Raw genomic sequence first — 17,735 nt, forward strand, 5'->3', positions numbered from 1 at the left:
TGCGTATCGCGTCTTACGTGTCGCGTGTCGCGTGTCGCGCGGGGGGAGGGCCGGGTGCCGACGGGCGCCCGGCCCCTTCGTTTTCCCGCGTCTTTTCCCTTCCGTCCTCCATAGGTCCAGACCTTGACGTGTCCATGGAATGGTTCTACGTTCCTCACTCACCAAAAGGTTCACAACTCCACTCAATGTTCATATGGGTGAATGGAGTTGCGGAACGTCCACTGACCGGAAGGCACCCCCACATGCGCCCCGGATCGATTCCCCGACTGTTCGGACTCTCCACCGCCCTGGCCGGCGTGATCGCCGCGGCCCTCCTGGCACCGGCTTCCGCCTCCGCCTCCGCCGTCACCTCCGCTTCCGCCGGAAAGGCCGCCGCGACCACGACGGCCGCCGCCCCGGCCCCCGCGGTCGCCGCCGCCCCGGCGAACTTCACCCACCCCGGCGTGAACCTCAACACCGCCCAGCTCGACTTCGTACGGGGCAGGGTGCAGGCCGGGGCGCAGCCCTGGAAGGCCGCCTACGACCAGATGCTGGGCAGCGCCTACGCCTCCCTGTCGCGTACGGCCAAGCCCCGCGCGATCGTCGAGTGCGGCTCGTACTCCAACCCCAACAACGGCTGCACGGACGAGCGCGAGGACGCGATCGCCGCCTACACGGACGCGCTGGCCTGGTACATCACCCGCGACGACCGATACGCGCAGAAGTCCATCCAGCTCATGGACGCCTGGTCCAACTCCATCCAGGACCACACCAACAGCAACGCGCCGCTCCAGACCGGCTGGGCCGGCTCCTCCTGGCCCAAGGCCGCCGAGATCATCAAGAACGTCTACGGCAACTGGCCCAACTCCGGACGCTTCGACACCATGCTGCGCAACGTCTATCTGCCGAAGATCATCAACGGCTCCAATTCCAACGGGAACTGGGAGCTGACGATGATGGAGGCGGCGGTCAGCATCTCCGTCTACCTCAACGACAAGACGAGTTACGACAAGGCCATCGGCATCTACCTGACGCGGGTGCCGGCGTACATCTACCTCTCGTCGGACGGCGCGCTGCCGAAGACCGTGCCCAGCCAGAATCTCAACACCCGCGACAAGATCGTGAGTTACTGGCAGGGTCAGTCCACCTTCGTCACCGGCCTCACCCAGGAGACCTGCCGCGACTTCGTCCACACGGGCTACGGCATCTCCTCGGTCTCGCACGTCTTCGAGACCGCCCGCCTCCAGGGCCAGGACCTCTTCCCGCAGGTCGGCGAGCGGCTGCGGCAGGCGCTGGGCTTCCAGTCGAAGTACGAGATCCAGGCGGAGCCCGTCCCGTCGTCGATCTGCGGCGGCTCGGTGACCCGTGGCCTCGGCCCCATCACCGAGGTCGGCTTCAACGCGCTGAACACCCGGCTCGGTTACGCGATGACCAACACCCAGGCGCTCACGGAACGGCAGCGGCCGGCCGGTACGAACAATCTGTTCGTCGCCTGGGAGACCCTGACGAACGCGCAGAACCCGAACTGATCCCGAGCGGCGATCGGGTGGAGGGGGCCGGCCGCAGCCGCCCCCTCCACCCGCGAGTTCACTGATCCGCCTCTTCCGGGGCGACTCGAATAAAGGAGTAGGGCCTCAACTGTTCACCTGTGGCATGAGTCACGCATCAGGCTTTGTATTAATACTGGCCGCAGGCAACCATTTGCCCGGAAAGAACATCCTGGACGCGCCCGCCCTCTCTCCTTAGGTTCCGTGTTGTCTCGCGACGTGTGGGACCTGTGGGACCTGTGGGGAATTTGAGGGTGGGGAGTGCTGTGAGGCGACGGCTACGTCGAGGTCCGGCCGCGCGGGGTCTGGGGGGGCTCGTCAGCGCGCTGCTGGTGACGGGTCTGCTGGGAGGGGCGCCCGCCGCGGCCGTCCCGCCCGCCGGGATCACACCGGCCGACAGCGCACCGGCCGACAGCGCGGCGGGCGACACCGGCACCGCGCCCGCCGCGGGCTCGGAGGAGGCGGCGCTGGCCGAGGCCAGGCGCACCGGCAAGGACGTCGAGGTCACCGCGCTCCGCAGCGAGACGAGCGAGGTCTTCGCCAAGGCGAACGGTCGCCTGGAGTCGGTGCAGCACCTCCGCCCTGTCCGCACCCGGGTGAACGGCGACTGGCGGGACATCGACACCTCGCTGCGCAAGCTGCCCGACGGGTCCCTGTCCCCGGCGGTGGCGTCGGTGGGGATGGCCTTCTCCGGTGGGGGCGACAAGGCCCCGCTGATCACGCTGGAGCGCGCGGGACGCGAACTCTCCCTGTCCTGGCCGACCACCCTGCCCCGGCCGGTGATCGGCGGATCCACCGCCACCTACCCCTCGGTCCTGCCCGACGTGGACCTCCAGGTCCGCGCCGACGTGGACGGCATCTCGCAGATCCTGGTGGTCAAGACGCCCCAGGCGGGCGCCGACCCGAGACTCGCCACGCTGCGCATGGCGATGGACACCGACGGCCTCGCGGTGCGGGAGACCTCCGACGGGGGCCTCGTCGCGACCGACTCGGGCTCCGGCGGCCCGGTCTTCGAAGCACAGCAGCCGCTGATGTGGGACTCCAGCACGGGCACCGGTACTGATACCGCGTCGCGTACGACCGCCGCCCGTACCGGGGAGGACGCCCCGAGCGCTCCGGCCGAGTCCGCGAAGGTCGCCCCGATCGGTGTCGACATCCCCGCCGGCCGCGACGAGATCGTGCTCACCCCGGACCAGGACCTGCTCAAGAGCGCCACGTACCCGGTCTACATCGACCCGCAGTGGTACTCGCCGAAGGCCTCGAACTGGACCATGGCCTCGCGCTACTGGGCGTCGTCACCGCAGTGGCGGTTCAACGGCGACAAGGACGCGGGCATGGGCTACTGCGCGGGCGACGTGCGCTGCGCACCCGAGGACACCAAGCGCCTCTTCTACTCCGTCCCCACCTCCCAGTTCTCCGGCAAGTCGATCCTGTCCGCCGAGTTCGTGGTGAAGGAGACACACTCCTACAGCTGCGACAAGACCGACGTGCAGCTGTGGCGTACCAAGGGCATCTCCAAGACCACGACCTGGAACTCCCAGCTCGCGGACGGTTTCTGGGTGGATCTCCTGCAGACCCGGTCCGAGGCCAAGGGCTACGGCAGCAGCTGCCCCGGCGGTGACGTCGAGTTCTGGGCGCTGCGCGCGGTCCAGCAGGCCGCGGCCAACGGCTGGTCCACGACCACGTTCGGACTGCGGGCCAAGAGTGAGACCGACCGCTTCGCGTGGAAGCGCTTCTCCGACGACGCCTACCTCCGCGTCCAGTACAACAAGCCGCCCGCGCAGATCAAGATGTCGCAGCTGAGCCAGGACCCCGGCGGCTCCTGCTCCTCGACGACACGGCGGGTACGGATCCTGCCGACGCTCCGCGCGAACGCCGTCACCGACCCGGACGGCGACACCGTCGCGGTGCAGTTCCAGGGCACCTGGGACTCGGGTGACGGCAAGGGCCGCATCGTACGCTGGACGTCGTCGCAGTCGACGTTCAAGAAGTCGGGTTCGGACTTCTCGGTCACCATGCCGTCCAGCATCACCAAGAACGTGGCCATCGGCTGGCACGTGCGCTCCTACGACGGCGCCCAGTGGTCCCCGTGGTCGTACGAAGGCTCCGCGACCGACTGCTCCATGGTCTACGACACCTCCGTGCCCGCCGCGCCCTCGATCACCTCGGCCGAGTATCCGAAGTCTTCCGCCGAGGACCCGAGCGACCCCTGGCACGACGGGGTGGGCCGCTACGGCACCTTCACGATCAGCTCGGCGCAGACCGATGTGACGAAGTACTGGTTCGGCATCAACGCCAACCCGTCCAGCGCGCGCACGCTGACCACCTCCGGTGGCGGCGCGAAGACGATGACCTTCATGCCGACCAAGCCCGGCGTCAACTTCATCACGGCGCAGGCGTTCGACGCCGCCGGCAACGGCGGCGGCATCGCCACGTACTACTTCCGCGTACGGGCCGGCCAGCCCGACCGGCTCTCCCTGAACCTGGACGAGCCGGCGGGGTCCACCGCCGTCAGCGGACAGGGCGGCGGCTGGCCCGCGACCCTGTCCGGCGGAGCGAGCGCCGGCGGCGAAGGAGTCTCCGGCTCCGGCCTGCACCTGGACGGTGTCAGCGGCGAAGCGGTGACCGTCTCCCCGGTCCTGGACACCTCGAAGAGTTTCTCCGTGTCGCTGTGGGCCAAGCTGCCCGGCACCGACCAGGGGCGGGCGATGACCGCCGTCGCCCAGGCGGGCAACAACAACCACGGCCTGGAGATCTACTACTCCGCCGCGCTCGGCGGCTGGTCCTTCCTGCGGCAGACCGCGGACACGGCGACGGGAGCCAGCACGGTCCGTGCCACCCAGCCGGCCTGCCCCACCGGAGACACCGCCTGCGCCAAGGCGCGGGTCAGCCAGTGGACCCACCTCGTGGGCGTCTACGACAAGGTGACCAACCAGATCAGGCTGTACGTCGACGGCAAGCTCGTCGCCACCACCGCCTACGGCTCCGCCGACGCCTGGGACGCCCGCCGTTCCGTGCACCTCGGCGCCAGTCACCTGCTCGGCAAGCCGGGTGGCTACTTCGCCGGTGACCTGGACGAGGTGCAACTCCTCGACTACCCGGTCACCGACGCCCAGGTGACCACGCTGAACAGCAAGAAGCCGGTCATCACAGGCCGCCCGGCCAAGGCGGTGTGGTCGATGGACGAGGACACCTCCGCCACCACCGTCACCGGATACGGCCAGCAGGTGACCGCGACCCTGAACGGCGGCGCCACCCTCGGCGGCGCCGGAGCGCAGGGCACCTCCCTCAACCTCAACGGCACCAACGCGTACGCACAGACCGGGCAGTCCGTCCTCGACACCTACCAGAGCTTCTCCGTCTCCCTCTGGGCGCGTCTGCCCAAGGACAAGGCGGACAAGGCGATGACCATCGCCGCCCAGGGTGGCAAGGCACAGAGCGGATTCGAGCTCTACCACTCCTCGGCGCTGGGCGGCTGGGTCTTCATGCGGGCGGCGGAGGACAGCTCGACCGCGTCCATCGCCCGTGCCACCTACGCGGCGTGTCCCGCGAGCACCAACTGCGCGGCCGGCGGATTCGGTGAGTGGGCGCACATCGTCGGCGTCCACGACATGGACGCGAACCAGATCCGTCTCTACGTCAACGGTGTCCTGCGTTCCACCCAGCCCTTCACCGGGCGGTGGAACGCGACCGGCCCCCTCACCCTCGGCGCGGCCCCCTACCCGACCGGCGTCGGCGGCTTCTTCAAGGGCGACCTGGACGACGCCCGCGTGTACGACCGGGTCATCTCCGACGTCGAGGTGAAGGATCTCTTCGCGCAGCGCCCGGTGGTCAAGGGCCGCTGGCAGCTGGACTTCGCGTCGAAGGCGCCCATCACGTCCCCGGACGCCTCGACCGGCAACCGGCCGGTGACCCTCTACAACGGCGCCGCGATAGGCGGCGGCTGGGTCGACTCCGGCGCGCTCGAACTGGACGGCGAGAACGACTACGCGACCACCGACTCCGTACCGATCGACACCAGCCAGAGCTTCACGGTCAGCGCCTGGGCGCTCGCTCCGTCCGGGCGGCCCGAGAAGGCCGGCACCGTGCTCAGCCAGGAGGGCGCCGTGAACAGCGCGTTCAAGGTCGCGTACGACCCCGGGACCTCGAAGGTGCCCGCCGGCTGGCGTATCGAGATGCCGAAGGCGGACACGGCAGGCGCGGCGGTGTCGAGCGCGTCGAGTTCGATGTTCGACGACTGGGGCGCCGGAGGCTGGAACCACCTGGCACTGGTCCACGACTCGTTCGAGAACGAGATGAAGCTGTACGTCAACGGCCAGCTGGAGCAGATCGTCTGCGACGACGGCTCGACCGGCGAGGGCGGGTGCGTGAACAACGTGTCCTGGGCCTCCGACGTGGCGGCCTTCAACGCCACCAAGACCCTCCAGATCGGCCGCGCGAAGACGGCGGGCACGTGGGGCGGCAACTGGTCCGGGTCGATCGACGACGTCTGGGCCTTCCAGGGAGCGCTGAGCCAGGACCAGGTCCAGCGTCTGGCGGTCGGCGCCGCCGACCTGCCCACGGTGGTGCCCGGCTACTGAACAGCGGTACGAGAGGCGGCCCCGGCACGACCGGGGCCGCGTACAGCGGCAGGACCAGGACCGGAATCAGGCACATGGCAGAGCAAGGGGCGGGGCAGCGGTGAACAGGCAGCGGTGGAGACGGGCCCGTAAGCGGGTGGCACTGGGATTGTCGGCGGTGCTCGTGGCCACGGTCGTACAGACCGTGGAGATGGGGACGGCCACGGCCGCCGACCCGAGCACGGGCCGGCCCGGCGTCAAGCAGGGCAAGCCGGTAACGGGTCATGACGGCACGGTGTCTCCGCGCGAGCACACCTCCGCACCCGTCGTTCCGCAGGGTGACCCGAGGGCCGCGTGGCCGGCGCCGGGCACCGTGACCGTGACCGTGCCGACCACACGGACGACTTCCGAGGGCAAGCCCGCGCGGCAGCGCGCGGGCGACCTGCCCGTCTCCCTGCGGCTCGCGGGCGACGGAGCGACGGCCGCGAAGAAGCAGGCCGGTGCCGGGCGGCAGCTCACCGCCGCCCAGGTGCGGGTCCTGGACCGGAAGACGGCCCGGCGGGCCGGGGTCGACGGAATGCTCTTCACCGTGGAGCGCACCGATAAGGTCGCCACGGCGGGCGACGTGGGCCTGGACGTGGACTACAGCCGGTTCGCCGAGGCGTACGGCGGCGGTTACGGGTCGCGTCTGCGACTGGTGACCCTGCCGGCCTGCGCGCTGACGACACCTGACGTCGACGCGTGCCGGGTCGCGGAACCGGTGGCCGCCGTCAACGACACCGAGCGCCAGGTCCTGGAGGCGGACGCCGTCAGCGTTCCGGGTGTATCGGGCGTCCCGGGCGCGGCCTCCCGTACGGCCGCTTCCGCGACCGTGCTCGCGGTCATCTCCGCCGCCGAGGGGCCCAAGGGCGACTACACCGCCACGAGCCTGGCGGCCTCGGCCACCTGGAACGCCAACTACAACACCGGCGACTTCGCCTGGTCGTACGACATGGCCGTGCCCGATGTGCCGGGCGGTCTGACGCCGCAGGTCGGAATCTCGTACTCCTCCGGTTCCATCGACGGCAGGACGACGACGACCAACAACCAGGCCTCCTGGATCGGTGACGGCTTCGACCTGTGGCCCGGCTACATCCAGCGCTCCTACAAGCCCTGCGCGGACGACGGCGTCACCACCAACGGCAACAAGCCCGGTGACATGTGCTGGGGTTACGACAACGCCACGCTGACGTTCAACGGCGGCGGCGGTGAGCTGATCCCCGTCGGAAGCAACAAGTGGCGGTTGAAGAAGGACGACGGCACCCGGATCGAGAAGCTGAACGGATCCGCGTCCGACGTCCGGGACAACGGCGACAACGACCAGGAGTACTGGAAGGTCACCACGACCGACGGCACCCAGTACTTCTTCGGCTACAACAAGCTGCCCGGCTGGGCCACCGGCAAGGAGACCACCGACTCCACCTGGACGGTTCCCGTCTACGGTAACGACAAGAACGAGCCCTGCAACGCGAGCACCTTCGCCACCTCCTGGTGCCAGCAGGCCTGGCGCTGGAACCTCGACTACGTCGTGGACCTGCACGGGAACGCGATCGCCTACTACTACGACGCCGAGAACAACCGCTACAGCCGTAACCTGAAGGCGTCCGACGGCACCACGTACACCCGGGGCGGCACCCTGGACCGTATCGAGTACGGTCTGCGTTCCGACACCGTCTACTCGGCCAAGCCCCTCGCCAAGGTGAACTTCACCTCCGCCGAGCGCTGCCTGCCTGAGTCGGGCGTGACCTGCGCGGCGGACACGATCGACACCAAGTCGTTCTACTGGTACGACACCCCCTGGGACCAGAACTGCAAGGCGGACACCGACTGCGCCGGGCAGTACGCACCCTCGTTCTGGACCCGCAAGCGCCTGACCGGAGTGACCTCGCAGACGCTCAAGTCCGACGGTACGTACACCGACACCGACTCGTGGAGTCTCGCCCAGCGTTGGGGCATGGCGGACATCGACTACGCCCTGCTGCTCGACTCGATCCAGCACACCGGGAAGTCCGCCACCCCGAACATCACGCTGCCGAAGGTCACCTTCGACTACCGCCAGGACGCCAACCGCCTGGACAAGCAGGGCGACGGAACCGCGCCGTTCATCAAGGCCCGCCTGTCCACGGTCTCCGACGAGTCCGGCGGTCAGATCGACGTCAACTACTCCGCCGCTGAGTGCGCGTGGGACGCCCTGCCCACCCCGGAGACGAACACCACCCGCTGCTACCCGCAGTACTACACGGCCTCCGGTGCCGCCGACCCGACACTTCAGTGGTTCAACAAATATGTCGTCATCTCGACGACGGAGACGGACCGTACCCGGCAGTCGCCGGACATGGTCACCCAGTACGCGTACCTGGACGGCGCGGCCTGGCACTACGACGACGATGACGGGCTGACCAAGGAGAAGTACAAGACCTGGTCGCAGTGGCGAGGTTACCGCCACGTGCGGGTACAGGCCGGTGGCACGTCGGGGATGAAGTCGCAGACCGACCACTACTACCTGCGCGGCATGGAGGGTGACCGCAAGAACAAGTCCGGCGGGACGAAGACCGTCACCCTGGACGACGGTGAAGGCGCGACCCTCACCGACTGGGAGGCCCTGCAGGGCTTCGAGTACCGCACCGAGGTCTACTCCGCTCCGGCCGGGAAGATCCTGGTCAAGGACGTCCATCACGGCTGGTTCCATCAGACCGCGAGCCGCGTCCGCGACTGGGGCACCGCCACCGCCAACCACACGGGTGTCGCGTCCAGCGACAGCTACACCTCGCTCGACGCCGGCGCAGGCGGCAAGTGGCGCCGGACGACGGTGTCCCACACGTACGACGACGCCACCGGGCGGGTGACGCAGGTCAACGACCTCGGGGACGTCGCGGACAGCGGGGACGACCGGTGCACGCGCGCCGAGTACGTGGACAACGCCACGGCGAACCTCCTGTCGCTGCCCTCCCGCTCCGAGACCGTGGCGGTCAAGTGCGAGACGGCGCCGAAGCGTGCCACCCAGGTCATCTCCGACACCCGCACGGCCTATGACGGGACCGGCTACGGCGCGACGCCGACCAAGGGCGAGGCCCGGTTCAGCGCCACGCTGAAGAGCCACGACGGCACCACCGCCACCTATCTGGAGTCCGGGACCACCTTCGACACCTACGGCCGTGTGGTCACCACGACCGATCTCACCGCGAACATCACGGTCAACGGCTCGGGCACACCGACCCGCACGGCCCGCGACGACGGCCGCGCCACGACCACGGTGTACACGCCGGCCACCGGCATCCCGACGGGCACCAAGGTCACCGGGCCGCCCGCCAAGACCGGTACCAGCTCCACCGCTCAGACGATCACCACCACCCTGGACCCGGTGCGCGGACTGCCCCTCTCGACCCTGGACGCCGCCAACAGGCCCACCGAGTACGCGTACGACGCGCTCGGCCGCGCGACCAAGGTGTGGCTCGCGAACCGCCCCAAGACCGGCAACCCGATTCCGAACTACGAGTACGCCTACCTCATCGAGGAAGGCAAGGCTCCGGCGATCACTACCAAGACGGTCCGGAACGACGGCAGTCAGGAGAGCGCGTACACCATCTACGACGGTTTCCTGCGGACGCGGCAGACCCAGTCGCCGGGGCCGGAGGGCGGCCGGCTGCTGAACGACACGTTCTACGACGACCGCGGCCTGACCATGAAGTCGTTCGCTTCTTACTTCAACACGGCCGCGCCGTCCGCGACGCCGCTGAAGCTCGACGACGCGCTGAGCGTGGAGACCCAGACCTGGTTCGGCTACGACGGCCTCGGCCGTGAGATCCAGCGCAAGGACGTGGCCGGCAACGGTGACGGCGGCGCGGTGCTGTCCACCACGCTCACCGAGTACGGCGGCGACCGCACCACGGTGACCCCGCCGAAGGGCGGCGTTCCCACCACCACGGTCGACGACGCGCGTGGCCGGACCAGGGAATTGTGGCAGTACCGCGGAGGCTCCCCGAGCGGCGCCCACGACACCACCACGTATGCGTACGCCCTTGCTGGAGAGCTCTCCCAGGTCACGGACCCGGTGGGCAACCAGTGGTCCTACGAATACGACCAGCTCGGCCGCCAGACGGTGACCCGTGACCCGGACAAGGGCACGACCACCTCGAAGTACGACGACCGCGGTTTGCTCACCTCGATCACCGACGCGCGCGGAACCAACGCGTACGTCTACGACGACATCGGCCGCAAGACGGAACTGCGTTCCGGCAGCCCGACCGGCCCGGTGCTCGCCAAATGGACCTACGACACGGTGGCCAAGGGTCAGCTGACCTCCACCACCCGCAACGACAACGGCAACGCCTACACCACGACCGTCGTCACCTACGACGGCCTCTACCGGCCGACCCGCACCACTGTCAGCGTCCCGGCGGTGGAGGGCGCGCTCGGCGGCACGTACCAGTACGACAACCGCTACAACCTCGACGGCACCGTGGCCGGGACCTCCTACCCCGCCGCGGGCTCGCTGCCGGGTGAATCGGTCGCGTACGGCTACGACGCCACCCATCGGCCGCTCACGGTGAAGGGCGCCTCCGATTACCTGACCGACACCAAGTACAGCTACACGGGCAAGCCCCAGCAGCTGGAGCTCGCCGTCACCGGTGGCAAGCACACCTGGGCCAGCAGCACCTACCAGTGGGGAACCCAGCGGCTGGCGACCTCGCGGGTCGACCGTGAGGGATTCGCCGGTGTCGACCGTTCCACGGCGTACGGCTATGACGAGGCGGGCAATGTCCTGTCCATCGCCGACACCTCGCGTGACGGTACGGACGGGCAGTGCTTCACGTACGACTACCTGTCGCGTCTGACCGAGGCGTGGGCGCAGTTCACGCAGTCCTGCGCGAAGACCCCCTCGTCGTCACTGCTGGGCGGTCCGGCCCCGTACTGGCACTCCTACACCTATGACCTCGCATCGAACGGTTCCTCCCTCGGTAACCGCGCGACCGAGACGGTGCACGACCCCAGTGGCGACGCGTCCAAGAACGTCAAGCACACCTACACCTACCCGGGCGCGGGCGCGGTCCGGCCGCACTCGCTGACCCAGGTCGACACGGCAGGACCGGGGAGCAGCACCGCGCGGGACAGCTACACGTACGACGCGACCGGGAACACCGAGACCCGCACGATCGGCGGTGACAAGCAGACCCTGGTCTGGGATACCGAGGGCCATCTCGCGAAGGTCACCGAGCCGGACGGCAAGGGCGGCAGCAAGACCACGTCCTACCTGTACGACCCCGACGGCAACCGGCTGATCCAGCGCACCGACACCGAGACCACCCTCTACCTCGGCGGCAGCGAGATCACCCTCGCCAAGGGCGCGACCAAGGCGAAGGTCACCCGGTATTACGGCCTCGGCGGCGCCCAGGCCGTCCGTACCGACGACAACAAGGTCTCCTTCGTCCTGTCCGACCATCAGGGCACGGGCCAGCTGGCCGTCGACGCGTCGACGCTGGGGCTCCAGCAGCGCCGTACGACCCCCTTCGGCGGGGCACGCGGAGCCGTTCAGCCATCGGCATGGCCGGGTACGGAAGGATTCGTCGGCGGCACGGTCGACAAGTCCACCGGTCTGACACACCTGGGCGCGCGCGAGTACGACCCCTCCACCGGCCGGTTCGTCAGCGTGGACCCGATCATGGTCCTGACGAACCCGCAGCAGATCAACGGCTACGCGTACGCCAACAACAACCCGGTCACGGACGCGGACCCGACGGGGCTGTGCCCCTTCATCGACTGCCCGACCCGGCCCAGTCCCCTCCACGAGAACACCACTCCGGGCCACATTCCGGGACCGCCGCGGCTGACTCAAAGCGCCGCCGCAGCAGCCGAGGCGGCGATGAGGGCACGACGGGACAGGGAGAACAGAGACACGTGGAGCAGCCCGGGCAAGTCGAGCAGCCCTGGCAAGTCGAGCAGCCCTGGCAAGTCGAACAACGGGGTTGTCGCACCACCCTTCAAGAACGGCCCCGCTCCGAACGCTGATTTCCTCCGCTATCAGAACTCGGCCCCGAACGGCGTCTGCACATTCGCTGTGGCAAGTTCCTGTCCGGTTCAGGAACCGGCTCCCAAGACGGATCTGCCGACCGTACCGTGCCCTGAGGGGGAAGCGGCATGGAGGTGCGAGACCCGCAACGCCTGGCTGCAAGCCGGGGGTCTGATGGAAGGCATGTACGGCGGGGCCAAGTCACCTGGTTCGAAGTCAAAGGGGGGAGTTTCCGGGACGTCGTGCATGCACAGCTTTCTGGCGGGGACGCTGGTCCTGCTTGCCGACGGAACAACCAAATCCATCGAGGCTGTCGAAATAGGTGACGCGGTTGTCGTGACCGACACCGATTCCGACGAGTCGGGCGAGAGAAGAATTGTCGCCACCATCACCACGGAGGCCGACAAACACTTCACCAGGCTGACGGTGGCCACGGATATGGGTAAGGCCGACCTCGTCGCCACCGACACACATCCGTTCTGGGTCCCCGAACTCCACGCCTGGGTGGACGCCGGCGACCTGAAGCCGGGCCAGCACCTCCGCACAGCCTCCGGCGCCACCGCTCAGGTGGAGGCGATCGACCACTTCACGAAGCGGCAGCGAACGCACGACCTCACTGTTGACGGCGTCCACACGTACTATGTGCTCGCTGGTGAGACGCCGGTACTCGTTCACAACAGCAACGGATGGTGCGGAGTTGGCTCCGCAGAAGCACAGGGAATCATCAAGAACGCCAAGGGGCACGGGTCCGGACTTAAGAGAGATGCGGGCCACAGGGGGGCGGACTTCGTTGTTGATGACATTGCAGAAAAAGGTGTCACCACCCAACTTGTTGGCGGAGACGGAGTGGAGCGACTGCTGGTTCAAATGCCCGGAGAGATGAACGGGAAGGCTGGACGCTTCGAGTGGCTAGTTGAGCGCGGTGGAAGCGGGAACCTAATTACTCACCAAAGATTTGTAAATGGAGGAACAATCAATGGAATTCCGAACAAGCCATGAATGAGATGGCCAGGTTTAAGATTCCGGGAAGCTTCATTGCTGGCCGCATGACCCTAACGGCCACGGAAGTGGCTTACGGTAGGCGCTGGGGATGGCTGGACGATCATTCCTCTGTGCAGATTCTCCTGGCCAAGCTGCAGGAGGGCGGTGAGCTGTCGGAGGCAGAGGAGCGGTGGGCGCTTGCGCTGCCAGAAGAGGTTCGGTGCGGGGATCTTCCTGATATTTCAGCTAGTAACGCCGATGACTCGCCCGAGGTCACTGCTGTGTGGGTCTATCTCTCCATGGCTTGGTTGCATGAAAACGTCCCAGCGCGCCAGCAGCTGTTCGATATCATTGAGGAACTCTATGCGGACTTCGGATACCCGGAGGAGATAGAGGGCTTCGTGAAGTACATGCCGCCTCCCCCTGGGGGCAGGGCTGGGATTCCTGGAATGACTGAAAGGCTAGAGTCTTTCCTTAGGGCTGCGGATGCCTTCTACAGGAATCGTTGATGGAGGTTCTGCGGCGGCCGACGAAAAGTCGCTGAAGCAAATCTGAAGCACCGTCAGGTGCGTCCTGGCGGGGCTTCTGCGGTGGGTGACGGCCGTAGTTGACGGCAACGTCAGCGGACAAGGGCGGCGCAGGGTGGCGGGCCGCCGCCGTCGCGGCTGACCGTCTCGATGATCGACGGGCCGTTAAGGGCGGTGCTGAGGGTGTCGATGGCTTGCCGCTGGAGGCGGAGGCGGACGTGGGCATAGACGGTGGCGGTGACGCCGATGTGGGCGTGGCCGAGAAGTTCCTTGATGACGAAGCGCTCGACGCCCTGCTTCCAGGAGGAGTGTTGCGGTCGAGTGCAGGAGGCCGAGGAGGCGGATGCGGGGGAGGCCGGCCTTGCGGAGGAACGTGGTGAGGGTGCGGGTGGTTGGTCGGGCCGATCGGTCTGTCCTGCGAGGCGCTGACACGTGCCCGGTGTGGAGAGGGAGTTTCACCAGGTAGGAAGTCAGTAATTCGCCCCAAGAGACAGCGGATGCCGGGCCCGTAGGGGCCCGGCATCCGCTGTCTCCGCGTGGGCGGTGTGGCCGGGTGGCCGCACGGCCACACCGTCCCGCGTCAGAACTGCTGCACGAAGTACGGCTCGACCGTCATCCAGCCGTTGCCGCGCGCGCCGTTGCGGCGGCCGGTGTCGCTCTGGGCCAGGGTGTACCAGGAGTCGACGTAGTCCGGGTCGTCGGTCCACCAGGAGGTGGGGATGGCCGCCAGGATGGCGTCCACCAGCGGGATGTAGGCGCCCTGGTCGGTGATGGTGAGCAGCGCCGCCGCGAGGGCCTGGGCGAGGGCCTGGTAATTGGTGTCGCCGTCGTCCTCCATCATCACGGCGTCGGCGAGGTTGTACTTGTAGTTCGACCAGTTGACCAGGATCTGGTTGGGGTAGTAGACGACCCCGTCGTTGTCCAGGTACGGCATCTCCACCGTGTCGACGCGCGGCTTGCCGTCCAGGCCGAAGCCGGTCACCAGCGTGTAGATCTCCGCGTCGCCCTTGACCCAGGGCTCCTGGTCGTCGGCCAGCTCGACGGAGGTGATGCGCGTGGACCACCAGCCCCCGGCGGCGCGGTTCGCCGTCGGCTGCGGCAGGGAGACGCCGTGCTTCGCGAGCTCGTCCTTCATGACGTCCATGCCGGCCGCCAGGGCCTTCGAGACGTCGATGTCCACCACGTAGACCGGCCGGCTCGGAGCCTGGCGGGCGTCCAGTGTGTGGGCCCGGCCCTGGCTGTCGAACGCCGTGATCGTCGCGGCGTCGTCATCGGCCGGCGCGGCCGCCACCCAGGGGGCGGTTCCCGCCGTCAGGCCCTCGCGCATCGACGCGTCGCCGAGGCGTACCCGCAGCAGCGAACCGGTGCTCGCGTCCAGCCCCTTGGCCGCGGCGATACGCCGGTCCGCCTCGCGTACCCGCTGGGTGAGGGAGGTGCCGCCGCGCGTCGTCGCCTCGGCCGTCAGGGCCTGGAGGTCGACCTGGCCGGAGAGGGCCGCGGCGCGCATCCGGGAGCGCCAGCCCGAGTCGGCGAGCGAGGCGGCGAGGGAGCGGGCGGTGTCGTTCTCGATGCCGCTGACCGTGCCCGGCGCGACGGCGGACGATGTCCCGGCGGACGGCGCACCGGCGGGCGACGACGTGGCGGCCGATGCCGATATGGCGCCCTGAGCGGTGGCGACGGTGAGCGCGGAGAGCATGGCGCCGACGAGGGCGGTACGCCGCAGCTTCTGTCTCAAGAGATTCTCCTGATCGCGAGCGAGGACACCGCCCAGGACGAGGACGCCGGATGGGCGTCCCGTGGCTGGGCGGGGTATGGGGGACCTGGACCCAGGATGAAGCCGGCAGGTCTATGCGGGTAGATGTCCGAGGGTAAACTCTTGATGTCGATGACATGTCAAAAACGGGGATCCGGCGGGACCCGCCCGTAAGGGCGGCGACGGCGGCCGGGAACGGCAGAGCCGTCCGGGGTGAGGTCACCCCGGACGGCTCCGCGCATTCCGACGTTCAATCAGTCAGCTTGTCGGGCAAGGCGGTTCAGAACGTCAGCTTGAAGCTGTTGATGCGGCCCGTGTCCTGCGCCGCGGTGTCCTGGACCTTCAGCTTCCAGGCGCCGTTGGCCGCCACGGCGGAAGCGTTCACGGTGTACGTCTCGATGACGTTGTCCGCCGAGTCGCTGCTGCTGGCGCTCTTGAGCCGGTAGCTCGCGCCGCTCGGGGCGACCAGGTCGATGACCAGGTCGCCGCGCCAGGTGTGGGTGATGTTCACGCCGACCTGGAGGTTGTTCGGGGCGTTGCCGGCGATGCCGGTGACGTTGATCGTCGAGGTGACCGCCGCGCCGGCGTCCGGGATGGTGACGACCGTGTTGTTCGTGAAGACCGTGCCCGTGCCCGGGCTGCCGCCGCCACCGTCCGAGCGGGTGCCGACGCCGATGCCGGCCCAGGCGTCCTGGACGGACTTGTACTCGGCGCTGGTGGTGCCGTACAGCTCACCGGCGACCGCGAGGGTGCCCGTGCGGGCTGCCGCGTAGTTCGTCGTGGAGGTGAACTTCGTGGTGAGCGCCTTGAACCAGATCTGCTCGGCCTTCGCCCGGCCGATGCCGGTCACCGGCAGGTTGTCGGCGGTGGGGGAGTTGTACGAGACGCCGTTGATGACCTTGGCGCCGCTGCCCTCGGAGAGCAGGTAGAAGAGGTGGTTCGCCGGGCCGGAGGAGTAGTGGACGTCGGTGTTGCCGATGCCCGAGTACCAGCTGTCCGGCGAGATGCCGTCGCGGCTGGGCTTGTCCTGGTAGCGCAGCGGCGTGCCGTTGCCGTTGATGTCGATCTTCTCGCCGATGAGGTAGTCGCCCGGGTCCGAGGGGCTGTTGGCGTAGAACTCGACGCTCGTCGCGAAGATGTCGGAGGTCGCCTCGTTGAGACCGCCGGACTCACCGCTGTAGACCAGACCGGCCGTCACGGAGGTGACGCCGTGGGACATCTCGTGGGCGGCCACGTCGATGGAGGTCAGCGGCTTGTTGTTGCCCTGGCCGTCGCCGTACGTCATGCAGAAGCAGCTGTCGTCCCAGAAGGCGTTGACGTAACCGCTGCTGTAGTGGACGCGGGAGTACGCGCCGACGCCGTCACCGCGGATGCCGGTGCGGCCGTGCACGTTCTTGTAGTAGTCCCAGGTCTCGCCGGCGCCGTAGGCGGCGTCGGCCGCGGCGGTCTCGGTGTTGGACGCGACGCCGTTGCCCCAGACGTCGTCCGGGCCGGAGAAGAGCGTGCCGGTGCCGGAGGAGCCCCGGTTCAGGTTGTACGTCTTGTGGTTGCCCCGCGTGCTGTCGGTCAGGTTGTACGTCGAGCCCGACTGCGTGGAGCCCACGGTCACCTGGCCGCTGTACTGGGTGTTGCCCACACCGGTCTCGATGCCCTGCCACTCGAAGAGCTTCTTGCCGGTGGTGGCGTCGGTGACGACGTGCAGCTGGTTCGGCGTGCCGTCGTGCTGGAGGCCGCCGACGACCGTCTCGTACGCGAGAACCGGCGCGCCCTGCGCCATCCAGACGACCTTGCGCGGCGCGGAGTCGGCCTCGGTCTTCTTCGAGCCGTCCGCTGCGGCAGCGCTCAGCGCCTGCTTCTCGGCGGTGGCCGGCGCGACACCGGCGGTGGTGGTGACGCCCTGGAGGGCGGCCTGCGACGCCTTGTCGACGGACCGGGTCGCGCCGGCCTTCGTCGTGGCGACGACGAGGTCGCCACCGAGGACCGGCAGGCCCTCGTAGGTGCGCTCGTACCGGGTGTGCGTGGTGCCGTCGACATCCTGGACGACGTCCCGGACGACGAGCTTCTCCTGCGCGCCGAGGCCGAGGTCCTTGGCGGTGGCCGCCTTGCCGGCATCGGCCGCGCTGATCAGCGCGGCACGCTGGGCGGGAGAGAGTGCGCGCGGCAGCGCACCGGGGTTCGCCGTTCCGGCGACCGGTGCGGCGGTGGCGCCGTCGGGCCGTGCGACGGCGGTTCCTGTCTGCACACCGACGGTGAGCAGTGCTGCTGCGGCGATCAGAGCGCCGGTCGCGGTGGCGCGACGGCTGGGCGTGGATCTCACGCGAACTCCTTCTGCGAGGGGGGTAC

At 68.5% G+C, this 17,735-nt stretch carries 6 protein-coding genes; 4 read left to right on the forward strand and 2 right to left on the reverse strand.

Annotation, left to right across the window (positions count from 1 at the left end):
- Positions 1 to 242: 242 nt before the first annotated feature.
- From ACIBAE_RS01790 to ACIBAE_RS01805, 4 genes are all read left to right on the forward strand, one after another.
- Positions 243 to 1,508 (forward strand): alginate lyase family protein, encoded by a 1,266-nt coding sequence (locus tag ACIBAE_RS01790; RefSeq protein WP_399281762.1) that lies wholly within the window; start codon positions 243 to 245, stop codon positions 1,506 to 1,508.
- Between the two features lie 350 nt (positions 1,509 to 1,858).
- Positions 1,859 to 6,106 carry a LamG domain-containing protein gene (locus ACIBAE_RS01795; protein WP_399281763.1) on the forward strand — a complete coding sequence of 1,416 codons (4,248 nt, stop codon included), beginning with the start codon at positions 1,859 to 1,861 and terminating at the stop codon, positions 6,104 to 6,106.
- 136 nt (positions 6,107 to 6,242) lie between these two features.
- Positions 6,243 to 13,130, forward strand: a complete 6,888-nt coding sequence (locus ACIBAE_RS01800; RefSeq protein ID WP_399281764.1) for an RHS repeat-associated core domain-containing protein — start codon at positions 6,243 to 6,245, stop codon at positions 13,128 to 13,130.
- Positions 13,127 to 13,621, forward strand: coding sequence for a DUF2247 family protein (locus ACIBAE_RS01805; protein WP_399281765.1), 495 nt, complete (start codon positions 13,127 to 13,129; stop codon positions 13,619 to 13,621). The genes ACIBAE_RS01800 and ACIBAE_RS01805 overlap by 4 nt, the downstream gene beginning before the upstream one ends.
- A gap of 598 nt (positions 13,622 to 14,219) precedes the next feature.
- On the opposite strand, the gene ACIBAE_RS01810 is transcribed toward ACIBAE_RS01805, so the two are convergent.
- Together ACIBAE_RS01810 and ACIBAE_RS01815 are read right to left on the reverse strand one after the other, a co-directional pair.
- Positions 14,220 to 15,374: a DUF3103 family protein gene (locus tag ACIBAE_RS01810; RefSeq protein ID WP_399281766.1), complete on the reverse strand. Its 1,155-nt coding sequence runs from the start codon at positions 15,372 to 15,374 to the stop codon at positions 14,220 to 14,222.
- 298 nt (positions 15,375 to 15,672) lie between these two features.
- Positions 15,673 to 17,709: a M4 family metallopeptidase gene (locus ACIBAE_RS01815; RefSeq protein WP_399281767.1), complete on the reverse strand. Its 2,037-nt coding sequence runs from the start codon at positions 17,707 to 17,709 to the stop codon at positions 15,673 to 15,675.
- Positions 17,710 to 17,735: the final 26 nt, after the last annotated feature.

Origin of the sequence: Streptomyces sp. NPDC051569, assembly GCF_044454085.1 — a bacterium.
Classification (GTDB): Bacteria; Actinomycetota; Actinomycetes; order Streptomycetales; family Streptomycetaceae; genus Streptomyces.

Bases quoted from the DNA above. Each gene is read 5' to 3' on its own strand.
- ACIBAE_RS01790 (WP_399281762.1), top strand. From the start codon at position 243: ATGCGCCCCGGATCGATTCCCCGACTGTTCGGACTCTCCACCGCCCTG.
- ACIBAE_RS01805 (WP_399281765.1), top strand. From the start codon at position 13,127: ATGAATGAGATGGCCAGGTTTAAGATTCCGGGAAGCTTCATTGCTGGC.